This window comes from Yoonia vestfoldensis, assembly GCF_002158905.1.
Lineage (GTDB): Bacteria > Pseudomonadota > Alphaproteobacteria > Rhodobacterales > Rhodobacteraceae > Yoonia > Yoonia vestfoldensis_B.
In genome coordinates, this window is sequence record NZ_CP021431.1 from 3,613,689 (window position 1) to 3,629,782 (window position 16,094).

The following is a 16,094-nucleotide window of genomic DNA, read 5'->3' on the forward strand; positions in this document are numbered from 1 at the left end:
GGGGTCAACCCGGCTGGGCTGATGGCGATATGATCAACCGGACAGTCAGATACCAAAGGCATAGAGGGTGCGGGGAACGCCATGCAGAGGGGCATGATGCTATGCGATCAGTGATGCTGCTGTCCGGTCTCACAGGCACCTAACCGGCATTGCGCGATATTGTTCCATCGGGTGCCTTTGCGGCCCTTTGCCCGGGTGGCTGCGCGGCAATTGTCTGGAACAATGCGTCGTCGCCCTTGTTCAATCTTGCATGAAGGATGCCGCGGCCGGTCTGCCGCCATCGCTAGCAGGAGGGTTCGCAATCATGCGTGCAGGCAAGACAAGCGCCAAGACAACCGAGGGCTCTGCCGATGCAAGATTGCTGCCCCGCCTGGTGATCGAGGCGATCCAGCCATCGGTGGACAATGGCCGTTTTGCGGCCAAGATCGTCGCCGGTTGGCCGACCCTGATCGCGGCGGATATTTTTGCGGATGGCCATGATGTGCTTGGCGCCGAGGTGGTGCTGACAATGCCCGGCCAGGATGCCGTGACCCTGCCGATGCAGCACGATGTCAATGATCGCTGGCTGGCCAAGGGCCATCTGGATGCGCCCGGCCCCGCCCGCTTTACCATCCGCGCTTGGCGTGACCCTTTTGCGACCCTGCAACGCAACAGCCGCAAAAAACGCGCGGCGGGACAATCAATAGCCGTCGAAATCGCCGAGGCGCGCGAGATGGTCAAATCGCTGCGGGTCAAAGGCGCGGATGCGGCCGCGCTGAAAGCTTTCAAGGCCGATCTCAAGGCGGATCACGCCCCCGATGTGCTGGTCTCCGAGGAAACCACCGCCCTGATGGCGCGGATCGGGCCGCGCGCCAACCTGACTTTGTCGCCCGACATGCCGATCTGGGTGGACACAGAGGCGGCGGCCTTTTCCGCCTGGTATGAATTGTTTCCCCGCTCGATGGGCGGACCGGACCGGCACGGCACGTTTGACGATGTGATCGCCAATCTGGATTATGTCACGGATATGGGGTTCGACACGCTCTATTTTCCGCCCATCCATCCGATCGGGCGGACCAATCGCAAGGGCAAGAACAACAGCCTGACTGCCGGGCCGGATGATGTCGGATCGCCCTATGCCATCGGGTCCGAGGCCGGTGGCCATAGCGCGGTGCATCCCGATCTGGGCACGCTGGACGATTTCGACCGCTTGGTCGCCAAAGCGGCCGAGGCGGGACTGGATATCGCGCTGGATATCGCGCTGAACGCCTCGCCCGATCATCCGTGGATCAAGGAACATCCCGATTGGTTCGAATGGCGCCCTGACGGGTCCATCGCCTATGCCGAAAACCCGCCCAAGAAATACGAAGATATCGTCAACTTTCGCTATTATCTGGATGATGGCAGCCCGAATGCGCCGTTCTGGGATGCGATCCGCGATATGATCCTGCATTGGGCCGATCACGGCGTCACGACTTTCCGAGTCGACAACCCGCACACCAAGCCCTTTCCGTTCTGGGAATGGCTGATGGCCGAGGTGCGGGGCATCCATCCCGGCGTGATCTTTCTGTCAGAGGCCTTCACCCGCCCCAAGGTCATGAAACGGCTGGCCAAGATCGGGTTCAACCAAAGCTACAGCTATTTCACCTGGCGCAATACCAAGGCGGAACTGACCGATTATCTGACCGAGCTGACGCAAGAGGATTGCCGCGATTACATGCGCGTCAATTTCTTCGTCAATACGCCCGATATCAACCCGATCCCGCTTCAGACATCGGGCCGGCCGGGGTTTCGCAGCCGCGCGATCCTTGCCGCCTCGCTGGCCGGCAATTGGGGGCTTTATGCGGGGTTTGAATATTGCGAAGGCGCGCCGATGCCCGGCAAGGAAGAATATCTCGATTCCGAGAAATACCAGCTGCGCCACCGCGACCCTGACACGCCGGGCCATATCCGCGACGATATCCGCCTGATCAACGATATCCGGCGCAGCCATCCGCAGATGCGTGACATGCGCAATCTGGTTTTCGTGCCGGCCCATGACGCGCGTGTGCTGTCCTATGCGCGCTGCGATGCAGATGGGGCGGTGTTGTTCCATGTTCTGCTGGACCCCCATGCCCCCGCCGAATTCGGGTTCGAGGTGCCGCTTTGGCAATTCGGCCTGCCGCATGATGCGTCAATCGAGGTGCAGGACCTGATCCAGGGCAACCGCTTTACCTGGCACGGGCGCGACCACCGGCTGACGCTTGATCCGCACGAACGCCCCTATGCCATCTGGAAACTCACCGCACCGGGAGGAGCACGATGAACGCCCCGTCACCCCAGCTACATGCCGACAACAAGGCCGACCGTCCCGATTGGTTCAAGGATGCGCTGATCTATCAATGCCATGTAAAGGCCTATCAGGACAGCGACGGCGACGGCATCGGCGATTTCAAAGGGCTGATGCAGCGGCTGGACCATATCGAATCCTTGGGTGCCTCGGCGGTCTGGCTGCTGCCGTTCTATCCCTCGCCTTTGCGCGATGACGGCTATGATATCGCCGCATTCAAGGCGGTGAACCCGCAATATGGCACGCTGGAGGATTTTCAGGCCTTCGTGGACGAGGCGCATCGCCGCGGGCTGAAGGTCATCACCGAATTGGTCATCAACCACACATCGGACCAGCATGCCTGGTTCCAGCGCGCCCGCAACGCGCCCAAAGGATCGCCGGAACGGGATTTCTATGTCTGGTCGGATGATCCGAACAAATGGATGGACAAGACGCGGGTCATTTTCAACGACACCCATGACAGCAATTGGACATGGGACCCGGTCGCGCAGCAATTTTATTGGCACCGCTTTTTCGACCATCAGCCCGACCTGAATTTCGACAATCCCGCCGTGCTGCAAGAGGTCATCGACGTGATGCATTTCTGGCTGGATATGGGGGTCGATGGCCTGCGGCTGGACGCGATCCCCTATCTGGTCGAACGCGACGGCACCAATAACGAGAACCTGCCTGAAACCCATGACGTACTGAAGAAAATCCGCGCCGATCTGGACGCGCATTACGAAGGCCGGATGCTGCTTGCCGAGGCGAACCAATGGCCAGAGGATACCCGCCCCTATTTCGGTGATGGCGACGAATGCCACATGGGTTTCCATTTTCCGCTGATGCCGCGCATGTATATGGCGGTGGCACAAGAAGACCGCCACGCGATCACCGATATCATCCGCCAGACCCCTGAAATCCCCGAAGATTGCCAATGGGGTATTTTCCTGCGCAACCATGACGAGTTGACGCTGGAAATGGTCACCGACCGCGAACGCGATTACCTGTGGGAAACCTATGCCGCCGACAATCGCGCGCGGATCAATATGGGCATCCGCCGCCGTCTGGCGCCCTTGATGCGCAATGACCGGCGCAAGATCGAGCTGCTTAATTCCATGCTGCTGTCGATGCCCGGCACGCCGATCATGTATTACGGCGATGAAATCGGGATGGGCGACAATATCTATCTGCGCGACCGCGACGGTGTGCGCACTCCGATGCAATGGACGGCCGACCGCAATGCTGGGTTTTCGCGCGCGGTGCCGCAGCAATTATATCTGCCGGTCATTCAAGACCCCGAATATGGCTATCAGGGGCTGAATGTCGAAACGCAGGCGCAATCGCCGTCGTCCTTCCTCAACTGGGTGCGGCGCATGATCAGCGTGCGCAAGAAACACGACGTTTTCGGGCGTGGCGAGATTGACCTGCTTTATCCCGCGAACCGCAAGGTGCTGGCCTATATCCGCCGCAACAAGGATGTGGATGCAGGCGGCGCGGGCGATGATGCCGTGCTTTGTGTCGCCAATCTAAGCCGCGCGCCACAGGCAGTAGAAATCGACCTGAGCCGCTATGAAGGCCGCGTGCCGGTGGAATTGGTCGGACAATCGCCTTTCCCGCCGGTGGGTGAATTGCCCTATATGCTGACGCTGCCCGCCTATGGCTTTTTCTGGTTCCTGCTGGCGACCGAAGAAGAGGCCCCCGATTGGCACATGCCCTTGCCGCCGGTGCTGCCGGATTTCGTGACGCTGACGACGACGGATGGCCATCTGACCACCGCCCTGAATGACCGCACCGCGCGGCAGTTCCTGGACCGGTCCTTGCCGCAATTCATCAGCCTGCAACGCTGGTTTGCCGGGAAATCTGCGGGTGCCGATGCGGTGCGCCTGCGCCCCTTGGCCGAGATCAAGCAAGGCCGGCACCTGATCGCTGTCGCCGATGTTGATACGGGCGGCGAGGCGCAGCGCTATTTCCTGCCGCTTTCGGCGGTCTGGGATGATGATGCATCGACCATGACGCCGCGCCTGCCTGCGACCATGGCCAAGCTGCGCCGCGCGAACAAGGTCGGTGCCTTGATGGATGGCGCATCCGACGAAGACATGGCGCGCAGCCTGCTGGATGCGATGCGCGATCAGCGGGTGATCGACAGCGACGGCGGCAGGCTGGTCTTTGCCAGCTCTGGCCTGCCCGATGCGGATCGGGCGGGCGAACCACGGCTGCTGGGCGCGGAACAATCCAATGCCTCCATCGCTTTTTCTGATCAGGTCATCCTGAAACTTTATCGTCGTGTGCGCGAAGGCGTGCAGCCCGATATCGAGGTCGCCCGCTTTCTGTCAGAGGCGCAAAGCTTTGACTCCTCGCCGCGCCTGTTGGGCACGATTGCATGGCAGGCTGATGATGGCACCGAAACCGTTCTTGCCGCTGCCTCGGAATTTGTGCCCAACCAAGGCGATGCCTGGTCCTTCCTGACCGATTGGCTGGACCGCGAAATGGAAGCGCGCGAGGTCGGGCATGACGACGCGCAACTGCCTTTGACCGTCGGTGCGCTTGATCTTGGCATGTTGCTGGGCCAGCGCACGGCGCAGATGCATCTGGCGCTGGCGTCAGGGACGGGGGCCTTTGGCACCGAACCGCTGACGCAGGACAGCGTCACCGCGCTGGTCGAAGAGACCCGCGCCGAGGTGGGGCGCATGTTTGACATGCTCAGGGCTGCCAAGCTGATCGGCCCGGCCGCCGCAATCGCGCAGGATGTGCTGGCCCAGCGCGAGGCTATCCTTGCGCGCATCGACCGGGTGACCGCCCTGCCGCTGTCGGGGGCGCAATCGCGTGTGCATGGCGATTATCATCTGGGGCAGGTTCTGGTCGCGCAGGATGATCTGGTGATTATCGATTTCGAGGGCGAGCCGTCGCGCAGCCTGGCGGAACGACAGGCGAAATCCTCGCCTTTGCGCGATGTCGCGGGCATGTTGCGCAGTTTCGATTATGCGCTGGCCACCGCCTTTGACCGCCGGACCGAGGCCGGGGCCGACCCCGCCCGCACGACGGCCCAGCTGGATGCGTGGTATGAGGCCACCGCTGGGGCCTTTCTGGCGGCCTGGCGCGACACGATGGGCGATGCGCCCGTGCGCCCGCGTGATGCCGCGTTCGAGGCCGCATTGCTGGATCTGCATCTGCTGCGCAAATGCGCCTATGAGGTGCAATATGAACGCGCCTTTCGCCCCGCCCGTATCGATGTGCCGCTTGCCGGATTGCTCAAGATCGCGAAAGCCCTATGACCCGACCTGATGACCAAACGCTCGAGGCGATCGTTCGCGGCCGCCTGTCCGACCCTTTTGCCACGCTGGGGATGCATGGCAGCCCGCCTGCGATCACCGTCTTTGCGCCCGATGCCGGGGCGGTGACCGTGCTGGATGGCGATGGCGAACCGCTGGGGGTGATGGAACGCATCCATCCCGAAGGCGTGTTTCACCTGCCGTTTTCGAAAAAGCGCAAGCCTTTTGCCTATCGTCTGCAATGCCGCGCGGGTGATCACGTCTGGGAAAAGGACGATCCTTTCCGCTTTGGCCCGGTGCTGGGCGAGATGGATGAATATCTGCTGGCCGAAGGGCGGCACGAGGAACTCTGGACCCGACTTGGCGCGCATCCGGTCACCCATGAAGGCTGCAAAGGCACAGCCTTTGGCGTCTGGGCGCCCAATGCGCGGCGCGTCAGTGTCGTGGGGCATTTCAACGCCTGGGACGGGCGACGCCATCCGATGCGGCGGCGCGGTGGCGGTCTTTGGGAATTGTTCGTGCCTGCGATTGGGGCGGGCGATATCTATAAATACGAGATTCTGGGCGCTTATGGGGATGTCCTGCCTTTGAAGGCGGATCCGGTGGCGTTTCGGATGGAACCTGCCCCCGGCACGGCCTCGATCATCGCGGGGGCGCTGGATCATGTCTGGCGCGACACGGATTGGATGGCGAGCAAACGGCGCGACCTGCGCGACCAGCCGGTGTCGATCTACGAGGTGCATCTGGGATCATGGCGGCGCGGTGACGGCGACAATATCCTGTCTTATGCCGAGGTGGGGCCGATGCTGGCGGAATATGTCCGGGATATGGGGTTCACCCATGTGGAATTTCTGCCGCTGTCCGAACATCCCTATACGCCGTCCTGGGGCTATCAGCCCATCGGGATGTATGCGCCCACGTCACGTTTCGGCGGGCCGGATGATTTTGCGGCGATGGTCGATCATCTGCATGGTGCCGGCATCGGTGTCATCATGGATTGGGTGCCTGCGCATTTCCCATCCGACGAACACGGGCTGGCGCGTTTTGACGGCACCGCGCTTTATGAACACCAAGACCCGCGACAGGGATTTCACAAGGATTGGAACACGCTGATCTATAATTTCGGGCGCAGCGAAGTGTCGAATTTCCTGCGGTCGTCAGCGCTTTACTGGCTGCGGGAACTGCATGTCGATGCGCTGCGCGTCGATGCGGTCGCGTCGATGCTCTATCTCGATTATTCGCGCGATGCGGGCGAATGGCTGCCCAACCGCGAGGGCGGACGCGAGAATCTCGAAGCGATCGGTTTTCTGCGCGACGTGAATACCCAGATCGCCGACCGCAGCCATGGCATCACGATCGCCGAGGAATCGACCGCCTTTCCGGGCGTGTCGCGGCCTGTGGATCAAGGCGGGCTGGGGTTCGATTTCAAATGGAACATGGGCTGGATGCATGACACGCTGCAATATATGGCCGAAGATCCGGTCAACCGGCGCTGGCATCATGACAAGATGACCTTTGGCCTGCATTACGCCTTTAGCGAAAATTTCGTCCTGCCGATCAGCCATGACGAGGTGGTCCATGGCAAAGGCTCGCTGCTGGGCAAGATGCCCGGCGATGATTGGCAGCGCTTTGCCAACCTGCGCGCCTATCTGGGCTGGATGTGGACGCATCCGGGCAAGAAGCTGTTGTTCATGGGGTCCGAATTCGGCCAGTCGCGTGAATGGTCGCATGACCGGTCCCTTGATTGGCATCTGCTAGAGGATCCGCGTCATGCCGGATTGCAGGCGCTGGTCCGCGATCTGAACCGGCTTTACCGCGATCATCCCGCGCTGCATGCGCGTGATTGCGCGCCCGAGGGGTTCCGCTGGATCGACGGCGGCGACGCGGCCAATAACGTGTTTTCCTATCTTCGGCTGGGCGCAGAGGGCGACCCGCCGGTCGCGGTGATCTGCAATATGGCGCCTGTTTTGCGCGATGATTTCCGCATCGGCCTGCCGCTTTCGGGCCGCTGGACAGAGCTGCTGAATTCCGATGCCGCCGATTACGGGGGAACCGGGTCGGGCAATGGGGGTTTGATTATGGCTGACGGCCAAGGCTGGCACGGTCAGCCGGTGTCCGCGTCGATCACGCTGCCGCCGCTTGCGACACTTGTTCTGACACCCGAAACCAGAGGCAGTTGATGGCATTGAAATATCACGTCGAAGCCGGCATCGGGTCGCGCCGCGGGGCGAGCTGGGACGGGGCGGGCACGAATTTCGCGCTCTATTCCGCCAATGCGACCAAGGTCGAATTATGCCTGTTCAACGCCGCAGGCACGCGCGAGATCGCCCGCGTGCCGCTGCCGGAAAACACCCATCAGATCTGGCATGGCTATCTGCCAGAGGTGCGGCCAGGGCAGCTATATGGCTATCGCGTCCATGGCCCCTATGCGCCCGAGGCGGGGCATAGGTTCAACCCCAACAAGCTGTTGCTTGACCCTTATGCCCGCGCGCATCACGGCGAATTGCGCTGGCATGATGCCTTGTTCGGCTACCGTGTCGGGCATCGGCGCGGTGATCTGAGCTTTGACCGCCGCGATTCCGCGCGCTTGATGCCAAAATGCGTGGTTGCGCCCAGTGCGGCCACCTGGGGCAATGATATGCCCCCGCGCACGCCATGGCAGCGCACCATCATCTACGAGGCCCATGTCGGCGGCATGACGATGCGCGCGCCGCATGTCAGCGATCCGGTGCGTGGCACTTTCGAAGGCCTGGCCCAGCCCGCCACGATTGCGCATCTCAAGCGGCTGGGCGTGACGGCGGTGGAACTCTTGCCGATCCATTCATTTCATGACGACCGGCATTTGCAGGAAAACGGGCTGGTCAATTGGTGGGGCTATAACACCACCGGCTTTTTCGCGCCCGCGAACCGCTATCTGGTGCAGCATGGCGCGCTGGATGAATTCCGCGTCATGGTCCACCGCCTGCATGATGCCGGGATCGAGGTGATTTTGGACGTTGTCTATAACCACACCGCCGAGGGCAACCAGATGGGCCCGACCCTGTCGTTCCGGGGGATCGACAACGCGTCTTATTACCTGCTGGGCGACGATCCGCGCTATTGTTTCGACACCACCGGCACCGGCAATACGCTGAACCTTGAAAACAGCCGCGTCATGCAGATGGTGATGGATTCGCTGCGCTATTGGGTCGAGGGTTGCCATATCGACGGGTTCCGTTTCGATCTGGCCACCACGCTGGGGCGGCGGCGCGATTACTTTGACCCGGCCAATCCATTCCTGACCGCCATGCGCCAGGACCCGGTGCTAAGCCAGGTCAAGCTGATCGCCGAACCCTGGGACACCGGCAATGACGGCTATCAGGTCGGCAATTTCCCGCCCGGCTGGGCCGAATGGAATGACACTTACCGCGATACATTGCGCGCGTTCTGGAAAGGCGACCCCGATCAGGCCCCGGCCATGGCGGACAGGCTGCTTGGTTCGGCCTCTTGTTTTGAACATGACGGGCGCAGGTCATGGACCTCGATCAATTTCATCACCGCGCATGACGGTTTCACGCTGGCCGATCTGGTGTCCTATGACCACAAGCATAATGAGGCCAATGGCGAGGATAACAACGACGGCCATGCCCATAACCTGTCGTGGAACCATGGCGCAGAGGGTCCGACGGATGACGCCGATATCAACGCTTTGCGCGACCGCCAGCGGCGCAACCTGATGGCCACGCTTTTGTTGTCGCAAGGCACGCCGATGATCCTGATGGGCGATGAAAACGGACGCACGCAGGGCGGCAATAACAACGCCTATTGCCAGCCCGGCGAAATGAACTGGTTTGATTGGGACAAGGTCGATGATCCATTCGTGGATTTCCTCAGCGGGTTGATCGCGCTGCGCGGGTCGCGGCCGATCTTGATGGCGCAGCGGTTTTTGCATGCGACCGACGACAACCCCGAGCATCGCTATGTCCGCTGGCACAAGCTGCGTGGCGGGGATATCGACCCCGAAGCCTGGCAGGAATCCGACAGGCGCGCGCTGGCGCTCAGCTTTCACGGGGCCAGGGACCGGACCTTGTTTCTGGCGATGAATGCCGCCGACACCCCGCGCGATCTGCATCTGCTGGATGGGCGCTGGCAGCATCTGGTTTGCACCAAGGATGCGCGCGCCGATCCGCAAGGTTTCGGTGATCCGGTCGCGGGCCAGATGAAGATCGACGCCCGCGCGCTGATCTTGCTGGAGGCGCTGCCATGACCGCGCTGCCATCCTGGGGTGCGATCGTGACGGAATCCGGCACCCGCTTTCGGCTTTGGGCGCCTGATCTGGCCAGTCTGCGGCTGTGCCTGCCCGACAGCGAAGACGCGATGCAGGCCACCGGCGACGGTTGGTTTTCGCTGACACGGCAGGCACCGGCAGGCACCGCCTATGCCTTTGGCCTGCCTGACGGGACGCGCGTGCCTGACCCTGCCTCGCGGTGGCAGGCGGATAATGTGCATGGCAAGAGCATCGTCACCACGCCCGATTACCGCTGGCGGCACAACCGCCCGGACCTGCCGTGGCATGCTGCGGTGATCTATGAATGCCATATCGGCACTTTTACGCCCCAAGGCACCTATCGCGCCGCCATGGCAAAGCTGCCGCATCTGGCGGATCTGGGCGTGACCGTGCTGGAACTGATGCCTGTCGCGCATTTCGGTGGTGATCGGGGCTGGGGCTATGACGGTGTTTTGCCCTATGCGCCGCATCCGGCCTATGGCACCCCCGATGATCTGCGCGCGCTGATTGACGCGGCCCATGGGCATGGGCTGATGGTCTTGCTGGATGTGGTCTATAACCACTTCGGACCAGAAGGAAATTACCTGCACCAATACGCCTCTGGGTTCTTTGAGGACCGGCAGACCCCCTGGGGGCCCGGGATCGCCTATGCCGCGCCTCCGGTGCGCCGGTTTTTCATTGATAACGCGCTTTACTGGCTGCGGGATTTCAATCTGGACGGGCTCCGCCTTGATGCGATCGACCATATCCGCGACCCTGACAGCGACCCCGAATTCCTGATCGCGCTGGCCCAAGAAATCCGCGCCAAGATCGCCCGGCCTGTCCATCTGACCACCGAGGATAACCGCAACGTCACCCATCTGCACGCCCGCAAGGGCGATGCGGTGCCCTTGATGACGGCTGAATGGAACGACGATTGGCACAATGCCGCCCATGTGCTGCTGACAGGGGAAACCGCAGGCTATTACAGCGGTTTTGCCGCAGATCCGACCGGCCTTTTGGCGCGCGCCATGGCCAAAGGCTATGCCACCACGGGCGCCGGCGGCAAAGGCGCGCCATCGGGTCATTTCCCGCCCGATGTCATGATCAATTTCATGCAAAATCACGACCAGATCGGCAATCGCGCGATGGGCGAGCGGTTGAATGTGCTGGCCCCCGAACCAGCCTTGCGGGCGATGCAGGCGGTGCTGCTGCTGTCGCCCCATGTGCCGATGATCTTTATGGGCGATGAATGGGAAGAGATGAACCCATTCCTGTTCTTTGCGGGGTTCACGGGCGATCTGGCCCGTGCTGTCACCGAAGGGCGCAGGCGCGAATTTGCAGATTTCGACAGTTTTGCCGCGCAGGATGTGCCTGATCCAATCGACCTGCAAAGCTATCACCGCAGCCGGATCGACTGGACGAAACTGGACAGCCATGCCGGTCGCACCGCCTTTGCGCGCTACCGCGATCTGCTGCGGTTGCGCCGTGACCGGATCGTGCCTTTGATCCCCGGCACCGGGCCGCATTCTGGCCAGCGGCTGGACGCACCCGACCGCTGTCTGGCAGTCGATTGGCGGCTGGGGGGCGGTATCTTGTCGGTGCGCGCGAACCTGTCGCCTGCCGCGGCCGATCTGCCCGCTGCCGCAGGAGAGCCTATCCATCTGACCGGTGACACCCCCGGCGCACCGCATTCCGCCGCGTTCTGGATCGCATGAGACGCCTTGCCCGCCATCACGGCATCGCGCTGGATTACGAGGGTCGCAAGGTGCCGGACCGGACATTGGCCTTGATCCTGCAAGGGCTGGGGCAGGATCCGCAGGGCGACCCTGTCGGCCCGCCAGCGCCGCAGCGGATGTCTGTGCCCGGCAGGACGCGGTGCCATGTGCCGCCGTCTTTGACAGAGGCGCCCGGCTGGGGGGTGTTTTGTCAGCTTTACGAATTGCGCTCTAACCGGGGCTGGGGGATCGGCGATTTCTCGGATCTGGCGGCTTTGGCGCGGATATGCGGCGCGGCAGGTGCCGATTTTCTGGGAGTCAATCCGGTCCATGCGCTGTTCACCGCCTTGCCCGAGCGCGCCTCGCCGTTTTCGCCATCGAACCGGCGGTTCCTGAACCCGCTTTACATCGCGCCGGATCTTCTGGGCGCAGAGCGGCCTGCCATGCAGGATGGCGATCATGTCGATTACCCCGCCGTCGCGCGTGCGAAGCTGGGCGCTTTGCGCCGGGTTTTCGACAGCTGCCGCCCCGATGCGGATTTTGATGATTTCGTCGCCCAAGGCGGCTATGCGCTGCACCAACATGCCCTGTTCGAGGCGCTGAGCCATCACCATGGCGGCGGCTGGCAGGACTGGCCGGTGCCGTTTCATGATCCGCATTCTGCCGCTGTCGCCGATTTCGCCCGCCGGAACAGGCCCGATGTGCAGTTTCACCTTTGGCTGCAATGGATCGCGCGCCAACAGCTGCATGCGGCGCAGCAGGCGGCGAAAGATGCAGGGATGCGGGTCGGGCTTTATCTTGATCTGGCCGTGGGCGAGGCGCTGGACGGGTCAGCCACATGGTCGGGCACGGCGGTGTCCTTGCCTGATCTGACCATCGGCGCGCCGCCGGATATGTTCAGCGAAGATGGGCAGAATTGGCAGCTGGCCGCGCCCTCGCCGGTCGCGCTGCGCGAAACGGATTTCGCCCCCTACCGCGCGATGATTGCGGCGCAATTGCAGGATGCCGGGGCCTTGCGGATCGATCATGCGATGGCGCTTTGGCAATTGTTCCTGATCCCGCGTGATGCCCCCGCCGCTGCTGGCGCGCATCTGCGGTTCCCTTTGGCCGATATGCTGCGGGTTCTGGCCGAGGCCTCGCAAAGCCATCGTGCGCTGATCATCGGCGAGGATCTTGGCTTTGTGCCGGATGGGTTTCGCGATTCCATGCAAAAGGCGGGGGTTCTGTCTTACCGGATCGTCTATTTCGAAAAATCCGCAGAGGGCTTTGCCCCCGCCGAGACCTATCCGCAACTGGCGCTGGCCTGTTTGTCGACGCATGATCTGCCGCCGCTGACAGGGTGGTGGGACGGGATCGACATCGACCTGCGCGAGGCGCATGGGCTGGTGTCCAAAGCCACAAGCCGCGCGCATCGCGACCAGCGTCTTGCGGAACGCAAACAGCTGGCGCGCGCGCTGGATGTTGCGGCACCGGATGCCGATGCCCTGCTGGACGCGGCGCACCGGTTTATCGCGGCGACGCCATCGGTGCTGGCCGGGGTGCGGCTGGCCGATCTGGTCGGACCGGCGCGGCCCACAAACCTGCCCGGCGTGACAGATGGCTATCCCAATTGGAAACCCCGGTCGCCTGTCAGCATCGATCAGATCGCGGCGCATCCGCGCTTTGCCCGGATCGCGCGGATCATGCGCCATGCCCGCCCGAGGCCGCAATGAAAATCCCCACCGCCACCTATCGCCTGCAATTGCGCAATGGCATGGATTTCGCCCAAGCGGAAACGCTTGTGCCTTATCTGCGCGATCTGGGAATATCTGATCTTTATCTTTCGCCGGTCTTTACGGCGGCTCCGGGATCGACCCATGGCTATGACGTGACCGATCCCAACGCGGTAGACCCCGCACTTGGCGGGCGCGCGGGGCTGGAAAGCTTGGCGCAGCGGTTGCAAGAGGCAGGCCTTGGCCTGATCCTTGATATCGTGCCGAACCATATGGCGTTCAACCTGTGTAACCCGTGGCTGGCTGATGTGCTGCGGCACGGGCAGGCCAGCCGCTATGCCCGTCACTTTGATATCGACTGGTCGGGCGGGCGGCTGCGTCTGCCCTGGCTGGACGCGCCATTCGCCGCATTGGCGGCAGCGGGCAAGATCACCCTTGACGGCGACATGATCTGCGCCCCCGGCCTGCAGGTGCCGCTGGCCGTTCCCGCCAAGGGCAGCATCACCGAAACCCATGATGCGCAGCCCTGGCGATTGACCCCCTGGCAGAGCGAGGCAGCCGCCATCGACCACCGCCGTTTCTTTACCGTGACCGGCTTGATCGGGCTTCGGATCGAGGATCGCGCCGTGTTTGACGATGTCCATCGGCTGACCTTTGATCTGCTGGACAGCGGCATCGCAACCGGCCTGCGTGTCGATCATGTGGACGGGCTGGCCGATCCCGCCGCCTATCTGGCGCAGCTGCGCGACAGGCTACCGCAGACGCCGATCTGGGTGGAAAAGATCCTGACCGGCGACGAGCCTTTGCCCGACTGGCCGGTGCAGGGCGAGACCGGCTATGTCGCCGCGCGCGCGATCACGGGGCTGTTGACCGACCCCGATGGTGCGGCGCAGCTGGCAGCGGGCTGGCCCGCCTTTGCGGATCTGCGCGATGATGCCAAGACCCAGATCGTCACTGTCGAATTGCAGGCCGAGGTGGAACGGCTGACCGATCTTGCCCTGCAAGCGGGGGCGCATCTGGATTGGGGGCGCGGGGCCTGGCGGCAGGCGATCCTTGCCTATCTGCGCGCCTTTCCGCGCTATCGCAGCTATACCACCGCCGATGCTGTGCCCGCCAGCGAGGCCGCGCTGATCCGCGCCACGGCGGCGCAGGCGGCGCGCCATCTGCCTGCCGCTTTGGCGCTGGATGATCTGGCGGACCTTCTATGCACAGCGGATCATGTCGCATGTAAGCGTTCTCAGGAGAGCACTGTCGGTTCAGCTTGACGGCTTGAAGTTCCACGGGAGCAGATCATCGAGGCGGCTTTGCGGGTGGCCATTAGCGATCGCTGTGAGGGTTGCTTTGAGATAGGCGAAGGGCTCGACGTCGTTGATCTTGCAGGTCTCGATCAGTGAGGCGATGCGACCCCAAGCGATGCCACCTTCGTCATGACCGGCGAAGAGCGCGTTCTTGCGATTGAGAGCAATGGGGCGGATCAGGTTTTCGACGCGGTTGTTGTCAATCTCGACGCGGCCATCGGCCAAGAAGGTCTGCAGCCCATCCCAGTGATTATGGATGTAAGTCAGCTTTTCACCCAACCGGGATTTAGCGGAGATCTTGCGGCGTTGGGCCTGCAGCCAATCGCCGAAGGCCGCGACCAGTGGAGCACTGCGGGTCTGGCGGGCCGACAATCGCTGGCTGGGAGAGATGCCACGGATATCGGCTTCGACAGCATAGATCTCGGCGATGCGGCGCAGGCCCTCGGCGGCGATCTGTGATCCATCGCGGTCGAAGACTTCCTTCAGCTTGCGGCGCGCGTGCGCCCAGCAATGGGCCACCTGAATGGGATCGCCGCCCTTGCGGGTCGGCTTGGTCAGCCGGTTGTAGCCCTGGTATCCGTCGATCTGCAGGATGCCGTCAAAACCTATCAGGAATGTTTCGGCATTCTCGCCCGCCCGACCGGGTGCATAGAAGTAGACCACACCGGGCGGGTCCTCACCGCCCCATGGCCGGTCATCGCGGGCAAGAGCCCAGAGATAGCCGGTTTTGGTCCTTCCGCGACCCGGATCCAGCACCGGGGCGGTGGTTTCGTCCATGAACAGCTTGTCTGATCGTTTCAGGTGTTCACCCAGCCGGTCGACGACGGGCTTGAGGTGGAATGCCGCCTTACCCACCCAATCGGCCAGCACAGCGCGGTGCAGATCGAGGCCTGCCCGCGCCAGGATCTGGCTCTGGCGATACAACGGCAGATGGTCGGCATATTTGCTGACCAGCACATGGGCGAGCGTCGCTTCTGTCGGCAACCCGCCCATGATTAGGTGGCAGGGCGCCGGTGCCTGGGTCACGCCGTTTGTGCAGGTCCGGCAGGCATATTTCGGGCGCACGGTGACAATCACACGCAACTGCGCTGGCACGATATCCAGCCGCTCGCTGCGGTCTTCACCGATCTTGTGCATGACGCCACAGCCACAAGGGCAGATCAGGCTGGCGGGTTCGATAATCTCTTCGATGCGCGGCAATGTGGCCGGTAGATTGCCGATGGTCCGCTTTGGCCCGGGCCTGGTTGCCGTCTTGCTATCTGCCTTGGCGGCAAGATGTTCCTTCTGCACCTCGACCTCGGCCAACGCGATGGACAGATCCTCAAACGCCAGCTGCCGTTCATCCTCGGTCAGCTTTTCCGACCGCTTCCCATGCAGGGCATGGTTCAACTCGGCAATCAGATGCTGTTGGCGTTGGGTAATATCCTGAAGTGCGGCGATCGTTTCCATCAAGGTCGCAACCACCGCGCGCTGCGCGGCAGGGATGGTGGAAAGGTCAATGACAGGCGTATCAATCATAGCCCGAGACTACGATTAAACCCCAGTAAAATCACGCAAAAAC

The 16,094-nt window shown here is 62.4% G+C and carries 8 protein-coding genes; 7 read left to right on the top strand and 1 reads right to left on the bottom strand.

What is annotated here, in order from left to right:
* The first annotated feature begins 304 nt into the window (after positions 1 to 304).
* The 7 genes from LOKVESSMR4R_RS18110 to LOKVESSMR4R_RS18140 are packed head-to-tail and all read left to right on the top strand — an operon-like array spanning position 305 to position 14,500.
* On the top strand, positions 305 to 2,284 hold the full coding sequence (locus LOKVESSMR4R_RS18110; RefSeq protein ID WP_087213560.1) for an alpha-1,4-glucan--maltose-1-phosphate maltosyltransferase: 1,980 nt from the start codon (positions 305 to 307) through the stop codon (positions 2,282 to 2,284).
* The gene (gene treS, locus LOKVESSMR4R_RS18115) at positions 2,281 to 5,562 is read left to right on the top strand and encodes a maltose alpha-D-glucosyltransferase (RefSeq protein ID WP_087211696.1); all 3,282 of its coding nucleotides are present in this window, start codon (positions 2,281 to 2,283) and stop codon (positions 5,560 to 5,562) included. The genes LOKVESSMR4R_RS18110 and treS overlap by 4 nt, the downstream gene beginning before the upstream one ends.
* Positions 5,559 to 7,739 carry a 1,4-alpha-glucan branching protein GlgB gene (glgB, locus tag LOKVESSMR4R_RS18120; protein WP_087211699.1) on the top strand — a complete coding sequence of 727 codons (2,181 nt, stop codon included), beginning with the start codon at positions 5,559 to 5,561 and terminating at the stop codon, positions 7,737 to 7,739. Before treS ends, glgB begins: the two co-directional genes overlap by 4 nt.
* On the top strand, positions 7,739 to 9,805 hold the full coding sequence (glgX, locus tag LOKVESSMR4R_RS18125; RefSeq protein ID WP_087211702.1) for a glycogen debranching protein GlgX: 2,067 nt from the start codon (positions 7,739 to 7,741) through the stop codon (positions 9,803 to 9,805). Before glgB ends, glgX begins: the two co-directional genes overlap by 1 nt.
* Positions 9,802 to 11,523, top strand: coding sequence for a malto-oligosyltrehalose trehalohydrolase (treZ, locus tag LOKVESSMR4R_RS18130; protein ID WP_087211706.1), 1,722 nt, complete (start codon positions 9,802 to 9,804; stop codon positions 11,521 to 11,523). Before glgX ends, treZ begins: the two co-directional genes overlap by 4 nt.
* A complete protein-coding gene (malQ, locus tag LOKVESSMR4R_RS18135) occupies positions 11,520 to 13,235 on the top strand; it encodes a 4-alpha-glucanotransferase (protein WP_087211708.1) in 1,716 nt (571 codons plus the stop codon). The genes treZ and malQ overlap by 4 nt, the downstream gene beginning before the upstream one ends.
* Positions 13,232 to 14,500, top strand: a complete 1,269-nt coding sequence (locus tag LOKVESSMR4R_RS18140) for an alpha-amylase family glycosyl hydrolase (protein ID WP_087211711.1) — start codon at positions 13,232 to 13,234, stop codon at positions 14,498 to 14,500. Before malQ ends, LOKVESSMR4R_RS18140 begins: the two co-directional genes overlap by 4 nt.
* Here the strand turns inward: LOKVESSMR4R_RS18140 and tnpC are convergent.
* Positions 14,492 to 15,982 carry an IS66 family transposase gene (tnpC, locus tag LOKVESSMR4R_RS18145; RefSeq protein WP_420645907.1) on the bottom strand — a complete coding sequence of 497 codons (1,491 nt, stop codon included), beginning with the start codon at positions 15,980 to 15,982 and terminating at the stop codon, positions 14,492 to 14,494. The two genes, LOKVESSMR4R_RS18140 and tnpC, sit on opposite strands and share 9 nt — an antisense overlap.
* Positions 15,983 to 16,094: the final 112 nt, after the last annotated feature.